Source organism: Cytobacillus sp. FSL W7-1323, from assembly GCF_038595015.1.
GTDB classification, from domain to species: Bacteria; Bacillota; Bacilli; order Bacillales; family Cytobacillaceae; genus Cytobacillus; species Cytobacillus kochii.
This window is the reverse complement of the sequence record NZ_CP151998.1, coordinates 1,544,030-1,560,976: the sequence shown is the minus strand read 5'-3', so window position 1 is coordinate 1,560,976 and position 16,947 is coordinate 1,544,030. Positions and strand designations below refer to the sequence as shown.

The 16,947-nt window shown below is 36.4% G+C and carries 14 protein-coding genes; 7 read left to right on the top strand and 7 right to left on the bottom strand.

Annotated features, from left to right (window positions below; genetic code table 11):
• The first annotated feature begins 61 nt into the window (after positions 1-61).
• Positions 62-631, top strand: a complete 570-nt coding sequence (locus MKX67_RS08080; protein WP_095369844.1) for a DUF2777 domain-containing protein — start codon at positions 62-64, stop codon at positions 629-631.
• 80 nt (positions 632-711) lie between these two features.
• On the opposite strand, the gene MKX67_RS08075 is transcribed toward MKX67_RS08080, so the two are convergent.
• From MKX67_RS08075 to MKX67_RS08055, 5 genes are all read right to left on the bottom strand, one after another.
• Positions 712-2,442, bottom strand: a complete 1,731-nt coding sequence (locus tag MKX67_RS08075) for an EAL domain-containing protein (protein WP_180316985.1) — start codon at positions 2,440-2,442, stop codon at positions 712-714.
• Positions 2,443-2,947: 505 nt separating this feature from the next.
• Positions 2,948-3,298, bottom strand: coding sequence for a YisL family protein (locus MKX67_RS08070; RefSeq protein WP_095369846.1), 351 nt, complete (start codon positions 3,296-3,298; stop codon positions 2,948-2,950).
• Positions 3,299-3,412: 114 nt separating this feature from the next.
• Positions 3,413-4,309: a fumarylacetoacetate hydrolase family protein gene (locus MKX67_RS08065; RefSeq protein ID WP_233435271.1), complete on the bottom strand. Its 897-nt coding sequence runs from the start codon at positions 4,307-4,309 to the stop codon at positions 3,413-3,415.
• Positions 4,310-4,387: 78 nt separating this feature from the next.
• Entirely contained in the window at positions 4,388-5,560 is a 1,173-nt protein-coding gene (locus MKX67_RS08060; RefSeq protein WP_328198728.1) for a DUF418 domain-containing protein, read from the bottom strand.
• Positions 5,561-5,948: 388 nt separating this feature from the next.
• Positions 5,949-7,541, bottom strand: coding sequence for a long-chain-fatty-acid--CoA ligase (locus tag MKX67_RS08055; protein ID WP_095369848.1), 1,593 nt, complete (start codon positions 7,539-7,541; stop codon positions 5,949-5,951).
• Between the two features lie 200 nt (positions 7,542-7,741).
• Between MKX67_RS08055 and MKX67_RS08050 the strand changes: the two genes are divergently transcribed.
• Genes MKX67_RS08050 through MKX67_RS08025 form a run of 6 tightly spaced genes read left to right on the top strand, consistent with a single transcriptional unit; the run spans position 7,742 to position 9,630 of the window.
• Positions 7,742-7,963, top strand: coding sequence for a spore germination protein (locus MKX67_RS08050; protein WP_095369849.1), 222 nt, complete (start codon positions 7,742-7,744; stop codon positions 7,961-7,963).
• A gap of 17 nt (positions 7,964-7,980) precedes the next feature.
• A complete protein-coding gene (locus MKX67_RS08045; protein WP_095369850.1) occupies positions 7,981-8,214 on the top strand; it encodes a spore germination protein GerPB in 234 nt (77 codons plus the stop codon).
• A 27-nt stretch (positions 8,215-8,241) separates the two neighbouring features.
• Positions 8,242-8,847 carry a spore germination protein GerPC gene (gene gerPC / locus MKX67_RS08040; protein ID WP_342489107.1) on the top strand — a complete coding sequence of 202 codons (606 nt, stop codon included), beginning with the start codon at positions 8,242-8,244 and terminating at the stop codon, positions 8,845-8,847.
• Positions 8,844-9,020: a spore gernimation protein GerPD gene (locus tag MKX67_RS08035; RefSeq protein WP_095369852.1), complete on the top strand. Its 177-nt coding sequence runs from the start codon at positions 8,844-8,846 to the stop codon at positions 9,018-9,020. Before gerPC ends, MKX67_RS08035 begins: the two co-directional genes overlap by 4 nt.
• 4 nt (positions 9,021-9,024) lie before the next feature.
• Complete coding sequence (locus tag MKX67_RS08030) at positions 9,025-9,399, top strand: spore germination protein GerPE (RefSeq protein ID WP_095369853.1); 375 nt, start codon at positions 9,025-9,027, stop codon at positions 9,397-9,399.
• A gap of 12 nt (positions 9,400-9,411) precedes the next feature.
• A complete protein-coding gene (locus tag MKX67_RS08025; RefSeq protein WP_095369854.1) occupies positions 9,412-9,630 on the top strand; it encodes a spore germination protein in 219 nt (72 codons plus the stop codon).
• A gap of 33 nt (positions 9,631-9,663) precedes the next feature.
• On the opposite strand, the gene addA is transcribed toward MKX67_RS08025, so the two are convergent.
• Both addA and addB read right to left on the bottom strand, forming a co-directional pair.
• Positions 9,664-13,401, bottom strand: a complete 3,738-nt coding sequence (gene addA, locus MKX67_RS08020; RefSeq protein ID WP_322909148.1) for a helicase-exonuclease AddAB subunit AddA — start codon at positions 13,399-13,401, stop codon at positions 9,664-9,666.
• On the bottom strand, positions 13,394-16,888 hold the full coding sequence (gene addB, locus MKX67_RS08015; RefSeq protein WP_095369856.1) for a helicase-exonuclease AddAB subunit AddB: 3,495 nt from the start codon (positions 16,886-16,888) through the stop codon (positions 13,394-13,396). Before addB ends, addA begins: the two co-directional genes overlap by 8 nt.
• Positions 16,889-16,947 lie beyond the last annotated feature (59 nt).

Here is a 16,947-nt window from a genome sequence, read left to right as displayed (position 1 = left end):
TTATAAAACATTAGGAAATTGCCAAAAAATAGAGTGAAAGACTTTTACCTGGAGGTTTATGATGAACAGACAACAACGACTCAATTTAATAGAACAACAATCAAGAGCCTATATGGAGGGGAATGTTGAATTTATTAATAATCAGTGGGTATTTTTTGACCAGGAAACGGATGAAGCATCTTCATTAGAAGAGTATCGCCAACAAGAAATTGAGGTATTTAGACTGAAACGGTGGCGAAAAGGTGTATTATCACTCAATGGCCAAATCCATTGCGGCAGTGATCTGCTCCATTTAAAAGATCAAGATCAGATAAGAATTAAAAAGCATCTCGTTTTCTCATTAGAATCATTATTAGAAGAAGTAAATGACGATGCCTTTGTACAATTCATCACTAGTTTAAACAGCATTGATTTCTCCATTTTTGATTGTATTTACTGCTATAATCAGTTGACATTTTTCGGTGATGAAACAAGAAAAAGCGGTGTTAATTTTATGATTTTTGATAATCAAGAGCATATTTGTAGCGTACAGCATCATTTCTTTTATTATGAAAAAGAGACAGACCGTTTCGAATTTACTTTAAATAGTGGAAAAAGAATGGTCATTGAAAAAATCTCTTCTTCCGGATAAAATGAGCATACAAAAAAAAGAAAAAAAGACTGTAGACACTCACTACAAGCTCGTCTACAGTCTCATTTCCAATGTTATGATCATTGCTGCTGCAACCCTTTTTCAAATTCTTGGTTTACTAATGGCTTTTGAAAAAAATACCCTTGAGCAAAGTGGCAATCCAGTTTCTTCAGCACTTTCATTTGCTCTTCTGTTTCTACACCCTCTGCTAACACTTTTAACTGCAACCCTTTCCCCATCGTAATGATTGCTTTCACAATCGCAGCATCAGATGTATTCATACGTAAATTATGTATAAAAGAACGATCAATCTTCAATGTATCAATTGGCAAATCCTTCAAATAACTTAATGAGGAATATCCTGTACCAAAATCATCAATCGATACTTGAATGCCCATTCTTTGCAACTCTTTCATAACTGCAATACTATGTTTTTTATTTTTCAGCATCGTACTTTCTGTTAATTCTAAAATTAAATACTTTGGTGGAAGGCCCGATTGTTGCAGGGCATCTTTAACAACCTTTAAAAAATGCTTTTGTTGAAATTGACGTGCAGCTACATTAACCGATATTTGTAAATGTGTAAAACCTTGATCATGCCATAATTTATTCTGCTTACATGCCTCATTTAATACCCATCGACCAATATCGTTAATGAGTCCTGTTTCCTCTGCTAAAGGTATAAATTGTGCCGGAGAGATATTTCCAATTTTCGGATGGTACCATCTAATCAAAGCTTCACTACCAAAGAGCTCTCCACTTTCTAAACAAACGAGGGGCTGGTAATGAAGTGTGAACTGTTTATTTTTTAATGCTTTTCTTAAATAGCCTTCCATCTCGAATCGTTTTAACACTTCTTCATTCATTTCTTCAGAAAAAAAGGTTAATTGATTACCACCTTTCTGTTTGGAAAGATGCATCGCGATATCAGCATTTTTCATCAGTTGCTCGGAATCTATCCCATCATTTGGATATAAACTAATGCCGAAACTTGCTGTGACATGAATCTCTTGCTGTTGAATAATAATGGGACGGTCGATGGTCTCAAGTAAAGTCTGTGTGAGCCTCATTATTTCTTCTGTCTGTAAATTCTCAGGTAATAAGCATAAGAAGCGGTCCCCACCAAAGCTCCCTAAAAAGCTATCGGTTGGTAAGGTCTGATTGACACGATAAGCCAGTTGCTGAATGATCTGATCGCCTATTAAATATCCAACACTTTCGTTAATCATTTTAAAACGATCGATATCAATAGATAGTAAAGCAAAAGATTGCTGATTTTTTTTCGCCCTTTTCATTGACGAGATTAATTGTTCAGTAAATCTATGTTTATTTGGGAGTCCAGTTAAATGATCATAGTACGATAATTCGGTTAATTTATTTTCGATCTTCTTTAGTTCTGTAACATTTTTAGCAATTCCATATATACAACTTACCTTTTCATCTCGAATAACTGGGATGAGTTTAATATCATAAAAGTCTTTCTTACCAAGTTTCCCAATGATATCTGTTTGGAACTGCTGTGTTTCCCCCATTCTTGCACGGTCAAAAAAAGCTTTGATAATCGGAAGTTGGCGATGATCAAATAAACGAGTAAATGGCAGACCAATTAGTTCCTTTGCTGTATAGCCCGAATTTTCCTCTAAAGCTGAATTGACACTTGTAAAACGATCCTCAGCATCAATAGTAAAGATAGATTCTGTGTTATTTTGGAACAAAACATGATAGCACTGCTTTAAATTTTGGCACTCTATCATTAATTGTTTTGTTCGTTTACGATCATTGACAGGTAATTGAATAAACGAATCGACCATCATCGGCTCCTCCTTTGTTACTGAAATAAACGATGGCACCTGATTTTCAAGCTGCATTTGTCCATTTTGTCAATTCCTGATAGTATAGCTGCCATTTCGTATCCTCCTGCGAGTGTATGTCCACCTTTCATTCGTCAACGTTTGATACTTTATAATCCAACCTCGATTTAAATTATAAGGACTTTATCTTTGATGATAATAAAAAGCTCTTTCCTCTAACACTCACAATTCTTTTATCGGTTTATTCTCATTTAATTGAATAACCACCCTCATCTTTTACTTCATGATCAATCATGGAGGTTCTCATCCGTACAATGTTGACCATACCCTCTAATAATAGGGACTGTGTCAGGTAGCGCAACTTCGTTTCATATAGTATTAAATACCTAAAAAAGGAAAACTAATATAGTACTATCAGATTAAAAATACCATAAAAGGTGATATAATGACACGAAAAAAAGAAAAAAGCTGCTAATTTTAGCAGCTTTCAATAGAGTCTTTTCACCTACATAAATGGTGTAAATCCTAATGGCAAACTTAAGCCTAAATAAAGGACAAGTAAAAAAGCGACAACTAGTTGAACCCATAAAATGGTTGACTTTTCGCCCTTTTTATTACGAATTAAGATCATTTCCCACATAGAGATAATCCATAAGCCAACAAGCGCTTTCAATACATACAAAATATCAATATTACTAATTGAGAAAAGCATACCTACACCTGTGGCAATGATTAATAAGTAAAATAATCTTAGAATCATATGTACCACTTTATCTTTGCCATTTTTCTGCAATGATAAGGCAACAAAGAATAGAATAAAGGCAACGATCCATGTTGTTAAATGTGCATGTGTCACATTAGAACCCCCTTAAATTTCTTATTCTCTTATCCTTAGAGAATAATTCGTTTACATCATACCATAATCAAATAGATAAAGCCTAAAGATTACTATCAATCTTTACAATAATGATTAATTAATACTCATTATTGTATTAGATAACTGCCCTACACCTTCAACTGTGATTTCAATATGATCACCTGGCTTTAGAAAACGTGGTGGTTTAAAGCCATTACCAACGCCAGCAGGTGTACCTGTGGCAATAATATCTCCTGGTTCTAGCGTCATCCCTTTTGAAAGGATGTGAATAATCTTCTCGATAGGAAAGATAAATTTTGAAGTATGAGAATCTTGTCTTACTTCTCCATTGACCTTAGTCGTAATACGCAAATCATTAGGATTTGTTAACTCTTCTTTCCCTACAATCCACGGACCTATCGGACATGATTGATCCAAGCTTTTCCCTAAAAAGTATTGCTTATGTTTAGATTGTATATCTCTTGCTGTTATATCATTAATAATCGTATAACCAAACACATAATCTAACGCTTCCGCTTCTTCTATCTCTTTGCCTTTTTTACCGATAATTACTCCTACTTCTCCTTCATAATCTAACATTTCTGTTAGTTGTTGATAATGAGGGATTTCTTCGTCTGGAGCAGCTACTGTTGTAGGTGACTTCGTAAAGACAATCATTTCTTTAGGAATATCTGCTGAACTTCCCATTTCAATTGCATGTTCTGCATAGTTTTTCCCTACACAGAAAACATTCTTTTTCGGCCTTGGAATTGGTGCTTTTAATTGAATGTCTTCTAAGGCTATCAACAGGGTAGATTCACTTTCATCGCTTATTAATTCCTGTATGAATGTGTCGCTCCATTTTTCATGTCCGATGGCATCCACTAAATCTTCTGGCAAAGGTACCCCTTTGTTTTGTGCAGCCTCCTGCAAAGGTAAGACCATTTTTTCTTCTTTCACAAGTACGCCGTAAGCTTGTTTATTATTGTATTCATATGTTATGTACTTCACACTCTACACCCCTTTTTAAATAAGTATAGCGTAAATTAACTGAAATGTTAGCAAATGATTGTGAATAATAGATGACTCTTACTTTTGAATTCTTTTAAATGTAGACGGCTTTTGCCAATAAGTGAACCATCTCCAGCACCATTCAAATGGGCCATATACAAAATATTTCATCCATATTATGCTGAATAGAATTTGACATACGTATAATATAATGGCAATCATTGTTCCTGTCAGCAATGATACATTGCCATACAATCCAAACCCATAACTATAAAATAAACATGTAGCCACAATGGATTGCATTAAATAATTCGTCATAGACAAGCGCCCGATTGTTTGTAAAGGTTTTGTGATTATCCCTATCTTGCTATTAACGAGCACAAGGATGAGTAGGCTATACCCAACCGCTACCAATGGGCCCCCAAAGATATCTTGTATATATTGCATTGCTAAATTAGTACTAATGAAATATGGTAATAGTTTAATAAGGTATCCAGTAGTAAGAAATACAATCATGAGAACAATCGCTGTCATCCGTCTTTGTTCAAGTTTTTCAACCACTTGAAGCTTTCGTAGCCCTGCTCCAATTAAAAACAATGGTAAAATACTAATCATTAAAATGGGCATTGTGGCCAAATTATTATTCATTAACCAGTCATCTATATTCTGACGTACGATTTCTAGCCATGTGCCTGATTGATACACCTGAACAATGTCAGCAACAGATGTCGTCATCATCGCCGAAAGATCTGGTTCTATGAATAACGTAAGAAGTAATATCCCAACTAAGAGTAGATTTGGAATGATATAAATGAGTAGACCAAGTAAGATTAACAGTTTCCCTGACAGTTCTATGAATAAAATAAGAGCAAATCCTGCGATAGCATAGGTAACTAAAATATCTCCATGCCAAATGAATAATGCGTGACATAAACCGATGATAAATAAAAATAGAAATCTTCTTGCAAGTAATAATGGACTATGAACGCCTTTTAACTCTGCCCTTTCTTTTAGAATCATGACACCATAGCCAAATAATAAAGAAAATAACGGATAAAAACTCGCTTGAAAAAATACATCAATAATAGGAAAAACCGTACTATCCCCTGCTTTATCCCAATAATTAAACGGATCTATATGCGTATATGGTGAATGGAAAGATAAAAAATTGACTATTAAAATACCAAATAAAGCGAATCCCCTCATTGCATCGATGGAATGAATTCTTCTGTTTTCGTTAAGCGATTGCATAACTTCCTCCTAAGAAATTGTTTTTACAATTGAACTAAGTCGTTCCTTTTACCTCCTTCTCTTTTTCCCAGTCTATCCCGACTGCCGGTCTTTAATTTGTTAACTGGTCACTTATTTCTATTAGAATCTGATGAGAGAATAAAAGTAGAGCCACCTGAAAACAGTTAACCTATTTCTTCCTTTAATTCCAATATTCATCAACACACTACCTTAATATAGCATATTTTCTACTATCAATTTAATCATTTTCTCTTACTATTTTTTTGCAGTTTCTTAACGTACATTACCGAACATGAAAAAAAGCATATCTTTACCTTAAAAGATATGCCCATACTTCTCATTATTAAATAAATCCAAAAAACATGCGCTCTCGCTTCAAACAAATTTTTCAATTAACATATCTACCGTCTTTCCCACTTGTAGCCCAATAATCGTTACGTAAATGAATCTTTTGGATTTTTCCTGAAGCTGTTTTTGGTAGTTCGTTTGTAAATGTTACGCTAGTTATCGCTTTAAAATGAGCCATATTTTCACGAGTAAAAGCAATAATATCTTTTTCGTTCACCCCGTCCATCCCTTCCTTTAAAACAATAAAGGCATGTGGGGTTTCTCCCCATTTCTCATGTGGTACGGCAATAACAGCTGCTTCCAAAATGGCAGGATGTTCGTATAATACACCTTCAATTTCTATTGAAGAAATATTTTCACCACCGGAAATAATAATATCTTTCTTACGATCCACAATGTCTATGTTGCCATATTGATCAACTGTCCCCATATCACCAGTATGTAGCCAGCCATCACGAATCGTTTCTGCCGTTGCTTTTTCATTTTTCCAGTAACCTTTCATTACCCCGTGACTACGCACAACCACTTCGCCAATATCTTTGCTATTACTTGCAACTTCTGCACCATATTCATCCACAACTTTCACTTGAGAACCAATCATTTGATAACCGGCTTTTGCCTTCATTCTATATGTTTCTTTTTCATTTATTTGGATATGAGATCTGATTTGTGATATCGTGCTTAGTGGTGAAGATTCGGTCATCCCATATACCTGGATAAAGTCCCAGCCCATCTCAGCTTCCACTTTAGAAACAAAAGCAGGTGGCGGGGCAGAACCTGCAATCACTACGCGAATAGGATGTGAGAACTTCGTTTGATACTGATCATAGTATTGCATTAAGCTATTCAATACAGTCGGTGCCATATGAACGATAGACACTTTATATTTCTCCATTGCTTGAAAGATGACTTCTGGTGTCGTTTTACGCAGACAAAGTTGTTTTGCCCCATTCGCTGTATAATAAAATGGCGAACCCCAGCCGTTAACATGAAACATCGGCAGTACATGAATAAGTGTATCTTGATCACTCACCCGCAAATGATGCATCGTACTTAATGCATGTAAGTAGTTGTTACGATGAGTAAGCATCACACCTTTTGGGTCTCCTGTTGTTCCACTCGTATATAACAAAGAACATACATCCTCTTCGTCTATTTCTTCTCTACAAAAACTTTCTTCAGGAAAAGATGCTAACCAATTGTCATAACCAATTTCAGTTGTATCACCATCCATATCATGAACAATAATCGTTTCTACTGTTACTAACTGATCTTTAATTGGTTGTATCAATCTATACAGTTCTTGATCAACGAAAAGTACTTTTGATTCACTATGATTTAATATGAAAACGTAATCATTTGGCTGCAGGCGGATATTAAGTGGAACCATAATTGCATTTAATTGATATACACCATAAAACCCTTCAAGCATTTCCACAGTATTTGGCGCTAAATAAGCGACACGGTCTCCCTTTTGTACACCAATGCTTTCTAGCCCATGTGATAATTGATTCACCCTTTTATTCAATTGATTATATGTAAGTGTGAGCGTATCACCATATATTGCTTCTTTATCTCCATATAACCTTACCGCACGATCTAGAAATTCAGTTAATATTAATGGTACCTTCACGGTAAATCACTCCTCGCTAAAATAATTAAAATTTTCTGATTATAATTATTTTAGCATTTCAACAGTCTGACATCTATATTTTTCACCCTTAATCATAAAGTTTCTTCACACTATTACACTAGGCACATAGGATAATGATAAATAGATAATTAGGGCATTCGCCCGTTTTCAAAACTTCAGTGTATGCAAAGGGTGTTTATATGCCAGCAATTGTTGGAGCTGTTCAAGTAATTTCTATAGGAAGTAGTTCCGTTTTTAACATTGGTGATATTTATAAGGTAATGCCCCTCTCTAATGCCAAAACGTTTTCTGGAGCCGGTTCTTTTAATACAGGGGATGGATTAGATGTTGTTAACTACAATAGCACAACCAACACATATGATAACGATAGCGTTGACCAAGGTAACTACTTTAATGCATAACTTTAAGGTGATGAGCGATGAATAATTATTATATTCAACAATCTATTTCTATTCAGCTAATTAAAATCGGCGGGGTCTCAAACTCTTCCGTATTTCAAATTGGCAGTGCAGGTATTATTAAACCATCCTCGCACTTGTATAATACGGGAGGGTTTACCGAACCTGCACCAGAATATGAAGAAACACCAATTGCCCCAGGAACAACAGTAGGGACACCACTCGTTCCCTTAACTGCTCCATCGAAACCATAATAAGATTGGAAAGGCGGCGATTTTAGGATGAGTCAAGATTTTTACACGTATTTTCAACAATTACAAGCTTATGTACAAATGCAAGAACAGCGAATTCAAAAGATTGAATCTTCAATGAAAAAAATGAAGGAAGAAATGGCACAAAATGATCGTCAGCCTATTCATATCGACCGGATCGAATATAAATTTGACCAGTTAAAAGTAGAGACATTGGAAGGGACATTAAACATTGGCTTAAATCCATCAGATTTGCAAGATATTGATGATTTCTCTGTCGATCAAAAAGAATTACAAACACCTTATTCTCCCAAAAATTTGTTTAAAAGAAATATGGAAATAGAAACGGCATTATTAACTTTTATAGAAGGGGAGCTCCCACAAATTGTTGAAGAAGCAGAAGCAAACTTAAAAATGCCAAAGGATAGCTCCTATGTAGAATTTATTAAAGAGGATATTAAAAAGCAGCTTTCTAGTCGTGTAGACTACTATTTGAAACAGCAGTCTAATCGTAATCTAGACAGCCAGGAAGAGAAAACAAAAGTGATTGAAACATTAAAAACGGAAATACGAAATGGTGTCTATGCCTTCCTTAGTCATTTACCGGAGAATATGAAGGAGATGAAAAAAGAATGAATTTCCAAGTATATAACCGCGAGTTATGTGTGGGAGATGTGCGGATAATTGGTGTGTCAAGTTCATCCATATTTCTTGTCGGTGATGCGGAAACGATACAGCTTGCCTCTACCTTTGATACACCACCTGAATCACTAATTATCGGTCCCTTTGTACCACTAACACCGGAGTAATTACATGTTTAAAAGAACATCAGTTGTAGACCAGATTAAGGTGGACACATTTGGCTTCTCCTCCATTTTCGAAATCGGCGATACTTCTTATATCCAAGGTTATTCCAGGGCATTGGCACTGCAGCGAGACGCTGAAATCTTTTATGGTAAAGAAGGTAATTACAACGCCTATGACCTCTATAGAGAAGAATTAATTATTCCGAAAATAACTGAAAATATCCAAACTCACTATATTCAACATAAACCCATTATTAAAGTTAAGAATATAGATATTTTAGGCGTTTCATCAAGCTCAGTCCTTCATATTGGCAATACGAAAGATATTAGTATGGAATCTCGTGTGAAACATTTTAGACAATTTGTGAAAAACGAAGAATAAAGGGTGTTTATTATGCCGGCAATTATCGGCCCTGTCCAGATAATCAATGTTTCAGGTGGTATTGTTCAATTCGGCGATTCACTTTATATATCACCAAAAAGTAACTCTAAATCCACTACTGGCTCTGGAACTTTGAACACTGGTGGATTTATAATGACAAACAACGGGCTCAGTGCAAGTAATGTATTAGATGCAAACCTATTGGATCAGCCAACTGTAGGCAACTTATAAGAATACACTAAAAAGAGGGCAACTGCCCTCTTTTTATATTTCCAAAAAATAACCGCCATCAAAGAAATAAAGGTACTTTTGTGCGACTTTCCTTTTTGTTATCTGTTCGACCGCTTTCGTGTATAAATTAATTTGAACTCGGTATCTATCAATTAAAATTGGTGCTGCCTCATCCATTCCACCTCTAAAACGATCGGTAATGCGATCTGATTTGTAATCCACGATAACAAGGCCCTTATGATCCTCAAACAAACAGTCAATAATTCCTTGTACTAATACCGTATCTTCTGCTTGATCCCAATGGGAGTAAACTTCACTAGCTGGCAAAGCAAGGTTAAACGGTACTTCTCTTTGCAAAGTCGTTGCTTTTCTCATACGCTCAGCTAGCTCACTTTCAAGGAAGTCAACAATCAAAGCTGGGTCAACGACCGTAGCTTGCTCAGCTGTTAACAGTTCTTTTTTCACTAAATGTTCTACTTTTTCCATTATATGCTTTTCCTCTGCTGGATCATGTAAGTCTAAGTGTTGCATCACTGTATGCAAGGCCGTTCCTCTTTCAGCAGGTGTAATGGACTTTTCTTGCATGAATAACGGTCGATTTAAAATTGGCTTTTTAAACCCTTTAACTAATTCTTGCCCACTTTCCTCTTGAGAAAAGATTTCTTTTTGCCTTTTTATTTCAGAAACTGACTGTTTCGATCTTGATTTCATTGCTGATTGATAAGGATATGACCATTCCAGACGATGCTTAATCGTTTCATAATAACGAGATTTTTTATCGACTCTTTCTCCCTGCTGTACTTTTTCTAAGAGAAGGTCAGATTCATTTTGATTTTCATCAATAACCGCCTTCGCTTCTTCTTTTGCAACAATTTGAACTTCCCAACTAGATGGATGGTTATGAATTGCTGCTACTACCGGACTCAAACTAGTATCTAAAGTTGCGCTATCTTGATGTCGGATGATAGCAGGTGCGATCCAGTCTAAATAGCTTGTACTTTGAGCACGAGTAAAATCATCAAGTAGCCAGTCTGAATTCCTCGACACCCTTTGCCAATCCTTCAACTTCTTAGCCATATTTTTCGGCGAAGCAATCAAGAAAAGCTTTTCCTTCGCTCTTGTCAAAGCAACATAAAGCACTCGCATTTCTTCAGCAAGCATCTCCATTTTTTTCTTACGTTTGAAGGCAAGCTGCGGTAACGAAGCAAGAGAAATCCTTTTATTTGCATTCACATATTTATATGCTAACCCCAGATCCTTATCTAGCAAGAAAGACTTCTTCAAATCCATCGTATTAAAGTTTCGTGCTAGCCCTGGCATAAAGACAAAAGGAAACTCTAACCCTTTACTTTTATGAATAGTCATGATACGTACTACATCTTCCTGTTCTCCTAAGGCACGGGCAGCCCCTAAATCGTCTCCTCTTTCTCTCATTCTTTCAATAAAGCGCAAAAATCTAAACAATCCTCTAAATGATGTAGCTTCATATTGTCTTGCCCGATCATATAAGGCGCGCAAATTAGCTTGGCGTTGTTTTCCACCAGGCATCCCACCTGCAAAATCATAAAATCGTGTTTCTCTATATAATTGCCAAATCAAATCAGATAAAGCACCTTGTCTGGCTTTTTGTCGCCAATTTTCTAACTGCAATAAAAACGGCTTTAGCTTATCATAAATGGCAACCTTAGCCCCTGTTTGAACTTCAGAACAAAATTGTTGAACTGCTTCATAATAAGCACCAGTTTGATGAGGAACTCTTATGGTCGCCAATTGATTCTCTGTTAGACCAACAATTGGCGAACGTAATACAGCGGCTAATGGAATATCTTGATATGGATTATCTATCACTTTTAAGAGTGACATCATAATGGAAACTTCGGTAGCATCAAAATAGCCTTGTGAAAGATCAGCATAAACAGGAATCCCTTGCTGTCTTAATTCCTCTATCATTTGTGGTGCCCACGTCATTGAACGCAATAAAATCACAACATCCCGATACTTCATCGGTTGCTCTTGCTTAAGCTTTGCATTATACACTTGTTTATGGCTAGCCATTAATTCTCTAATTTTCTTTGCTATGAGTCTTGCTTCTAATTGTGATTGCGCGAGCTCTTCCTCCTCAAACGAATCAGGTTGTTCCGTATGATCTTCATCTTCAAGATCAATCATCGTTAACTCAATCGGATGCGTCACTTCTTCAGGATAAGCAGCTCCAGGAACAAGTTCAGCTGCTTCATCATAAACAATCTCCCCTACATTTTCTCCCATAATTTGCTTAAAGATAAAATTGGTGCCATGTAGGACTTCTTTTCTACTGCGGAAATTCCGCGCCAGATCAATGCGTAAACCTGTTGATTCACCGTCAGTCGTGAACCGATTATATTTGTTTAAAAATAAGTTCGGTTCTGCTAAACGGAAACGATAAATCGATTGTTTTACATCTCCAACCATAAAGAGGTTTCCGTTTAACTCATTATCATTTGTGACTAGTTGAAGAATCGCCTCTTGTACCATATTCGTATCTTGGTATTCATCGACAAGCACTTCTTTAAATTGTTTTTTATAGGCAAGGGCAGCGTCTGTAGGAATGAATTGATTAAATTGATCAACAACCCCAAGAATATCCAAACAATAATGCTCTAAATCAGCGAAGTCTACTAGTCCTTTTTCTGTTTTAACTGCTGCAAACCTCTCTGCAAATGCTTTTACTAATTGTGCTAATCCTGCAATATGTGGCTTCATTTCTAACATATCTTTTAGAAAAGATTCTGCTTTCCTGCTAAAAAGCTCTTCTTTCAGTTTCTTCAAGACATCCTTCGCTTGATCTCGCACTTTTTTCGACTCTTCTATTAGTTCTGGCTCAAACTCTTCCCCTTTACAAGCCTTTAAAGTTTTAAATTTATAAGACTGCATTGCCTCATACAATGTCTCCCAAGATTGCTCAGCCGCCTGTATTAAGATATCGACTAGTTGGATATCTGCTACAAAGTTGTCCGCTCTTGGCGCTGGTCCCCCAGGTTGCTTTGTTAACTCAAGTGCGTGGGTTAATAAACTTCTCACACCTTGTAATTGCAGGCGAACATCTGAGAGGAGATAACCGACAAATGGAATATCGCCCATATTTGCAGTAGGAGTCACATTGTACATCTCAATCATCTTGTCCAAATAATCATCCATTGACGGATTTGCTCGAGCAAAATCATAGATTTGTCTAATCATATCTTGAAGCGCCACATCACTGCGATCGTTTGTGAACGTATCCACTAAGTGGTAAAATGCTTCGTTATCTTCTTTACCATAAGCTTCTTCAAATAAATCATCTAAAACTTCATCTCGTAATAATTGAGCCTCTGTTTCATCTGCAATTCTAAATCCTGGGTCTATATTGATTAAATAATAATATTTCTTTATTACCTCTAAGCAGAAAGAATGCAACGTTGAGATGGATGCTTTATTGAGCAAAGTTAATTGTTTACGTAAATGATAGGAATGTGGGTCCGCTTGAATTGCCTTCTCTAGCGCTTCTCCTATTCTATGACGCATTTCTGCTGCTGAAGCATTAGTAAATGTGACAACAAGGAGCTCATCGACATTCATGGGATTGTCAGTGTTTAATATTTTGGTAATGATTCTTTCAACTAGTACAGCGGTTTTCCCCGATCCTGCTGCTGCCGCTACGAGAATATCTTGATTTGTCGCATGGATCGCTTTCCATTGATCATCTGTCCAAGTAAGATTCTCAGGCTTTGGTGGAATGATAGATTTAGGCATCCTTTTCTGCCTCCTCTCTTATTCGAGTTAGCACTTCATCTCTCGGTTTTTCATCTAATAATCTAAATGTATTCGTTTCTAATGACTCATCAAATTGACAGATGGATTTAAAAGAACAAAATGTACATGGCGTCCGTTCTTTCAATTTATATGGTGATATCTCCACTTGACCACCAGTCATTTGGTTACCCGTTTTAATATATTTATTTCTCACGAATTGTCGCAAGTAATTAAATTCCGCTTTATCAGCAACCTTGGATCGCTTTGATAGCGACCCATCTTTATTAAAGCCAGCAGAAATAATCGGCGAATCGCCTGTTGTTAAAGACTTGTCCATTAAACGTACAACATTTTCTTCTCCTAATAATAATCCCTTCATTTTGAACTTTTTCAAGATCTCTTTTTCTATCTCGTCTAAACCAAGCATTTTGCTTGAGTTAATCATTGGATTATGAACATGAAAATACAGAACACCCGCTGGATCAGCTTTCATACCGATGAGTTCCTCTGAATGGGCAATGACAATATCCAAATAGGTTAACATTTGTAACGATAATCCGTAATATACCTCGTTAATATTCACGTCTTTCTCACTTGACTTATAATCAATAATGCGTAAATACGATCCTGTCTTCTCACCTTTCGCTTGATCAACACGATCAATGCGTCCCACTAGTTCCATCATACTGCCATTTTTCAATGGAAAAGATAGAGATGGCCAATCACCAGAAGGTCCAAAGCTCATCTCTAAACCGACGGGTGTGAATCCACTGGCTTTTGCATGTTCTCCCATAATAAAGGATGCACGGCTAATGATTTGCTCCAGTTTTCGCTTAATATAGAAGTATCGATTAGAGCTTAGGAGGATTTCATGCTGTAATTTAGGTGCAAGTAGTTCAACGGCTTCTTTTGCAAGTAATTCGCATTGTTCCCTTGTCATATCTGACCATTGCAAGTCCTTATGCATAACCGTTTCGGTTATATATTTTAGGGCGGCATGAAATAATTCACCAATATCAGGTGCTTCTAATCGAAAGACTTGCCGTTCTCTCAAACGCAAACCATATTGGGCATAATGTGAGAACGGACAGCTATGAAAGAGTTCCATTCTTGATACACTTGCACGAATCGTTTCACCATACAATGCTTTACTAATCTCTTCATCTAGTTGTTCTGTCCTATTCTCATAATGTAAACTTGCTAAAACCTTGTTTGTGATATCTTGCCAGCCTGATTTCTGTAAATAAATATTATACGTATCCCACCACATGTCATAAATGGCATAATTGCGTTTCTGTAATTGTAATTGCGATGTTAAAAACGTTAATGCTGTATTAATATGACTGATATAGTCTATTTGTCCTTCTTCATTTAGTTCTGCTGGATCTGACATCAAATACTCTTCTTTTATTTGTACAAATTGATCTTGTATTCTCTTTATAAATGGAGAGGGAATGAGTGCCTTACCTTCTTCGTTTGCCATTGGATAGCTAACAAATAAATAATCTGACGGTGTGACAAATGCCTTATACGCCAAAAACTCTTCATCTAACAATCTCGTTTTCGTTGAAGGAGCTACTTTCATTCCTAGTGACAATAACTGCTCGCGATCATCATCTGCTAATACACCTTCTTCTGGAAACTTTGCTGGTAGAACCCCTTCATTTAAACCAATAATAAAGGCAGCTTTCATATCAGCCACTCGTGACCTTTCCATATCAGCAGCAATTACCTGGTCCATTGCAGGTGGTACAATACTAAATTGTAGTGCTTCAATACCTGCATCTAATATTGTCGCAAAGCGCTCTGTCGTCATCTGCTCACTACCAAGCATTTCTACATATTCATCCAATAGCTCAACAACTGCATTCCATGCTTGGTTATGCTCTCTAGATCTAACAAGCTCTCCTCTTTCTTCCGTCTCTATTTGCAGTTTTTCTATTTTGGCTGGGATATCTGTTTCTTCTAAATATAAATAAAGGGCTTCTGCGTATTCCCTGCCTGTTTCCGCTTTCTTCATTCGCCTTGAAAGTCTCAATAGTGGTGCAGCTACGATATCTCTTAATTGGTTGACTTCTTCTTCTATGTCTCTTTCTGCATCTGTTTGCCCTGTATTTGTCATCTCAAGGCCACGAATTCTCCGATATTTCCAGCGCTCTTTCTTTGTCCATTTACTACCTTGTATGCCATAAGATAAAACATAATTTTCTAACCGGTCCATCTTCTCACGTAATAATGAAGACGAATAGTTAAGTGGAAAAATCATTTCAGTTTTTATCGTACGGAAAACAGGTTCATATCGCCAGTTACTCATTAACACCTCTAAACTGGAACGAATAAATTCGACAACAGGATGATGTAACATGGACTTCTTTCTATCAATAAATAAAGGAATCTCATAATCATTAAACACGGTTGTAATTAAATCATGATATTCATGACCGTTTCTCATAAGTACGGTTATATCTTTATACCTTAACCCTTCATCACGAACAAGGGCACGAACCTTCCGGGCAATCCCCTCAATTTCTGCTCTGCGATTCATTGCATGGGCAATCATGACCCGTGCCTCCCCACTAAATGGGATAGTCGGACGCACTTCAAAATTGGCTTCAAAATGTCTCAATGATTCATGCTTGTTTGTCGGAACTTGAGAAAGTAACTCATATTCGACTTGATGTTTTTGTTGCTTAGCTATCTCTAGAATTGTTTGATATGTCTCACCTGTTTGCCTAAATAAATGGAGGGCATCTGGTGGTTCGTTATCAAACGGCTGATCTAACGTTAGGGCAATTGTCATATTTGGACAATGACGGATAAGTGCTTCAATAACGCGGTATTCCTGTGGTGTAAAACTATGAAAACCGTCGATATAAACTGTTGCCTTTTGCAAATAAACCGATTCATTTGCTTTTTCAGCAAGTAATTGCAAATAGTCTTCCGAGTCTAAGTATTTATCCAATATACCGGCTTCAAACTTCGAATAAATCAATTCTAAATCATGCAGTTTCTCTGCTAACACTTTTTTCTCATGATCATTCTGTTGTAATTGCGCTATTCGCATTTGTAATTCAGTAGGGTTCACACAATACCGTTTAAACTCTGTTAACATGCTTTCCATCTGCTGGATAAAGCCATTTTTATCAGCTGCATTTTGAAAAATTTTCAGCTCATCCTTCTGTTCCTCAATAATCTTGCGAATGAGCATGTTTGTACCAATACTACTTAAATGATAACGGCTTATTCCACCAGTCTCTTGCAGAACTCGCCATGCTAATCTCGTGATAGAAAAAACTTGTGTTCTAATCATTCCTCCTAAACCTTTAGAACTAGCTAATTTATATTCAGATTGAAACGTCATCTGTTCTGGAACAATATAAATAATTGGTGAGCCTTCAGGATTTTCTTTCATAAGTTGCTTTATCTCACTGACCATCTTCTCGGTTTTTCCTGTCTGAGACCGACCAATTAACATCTTTACTGTCATGTATTTTCACCTTCACTTTCAATGTGAATCGACCTATAGAATCTTTGTTCCTATTTTAG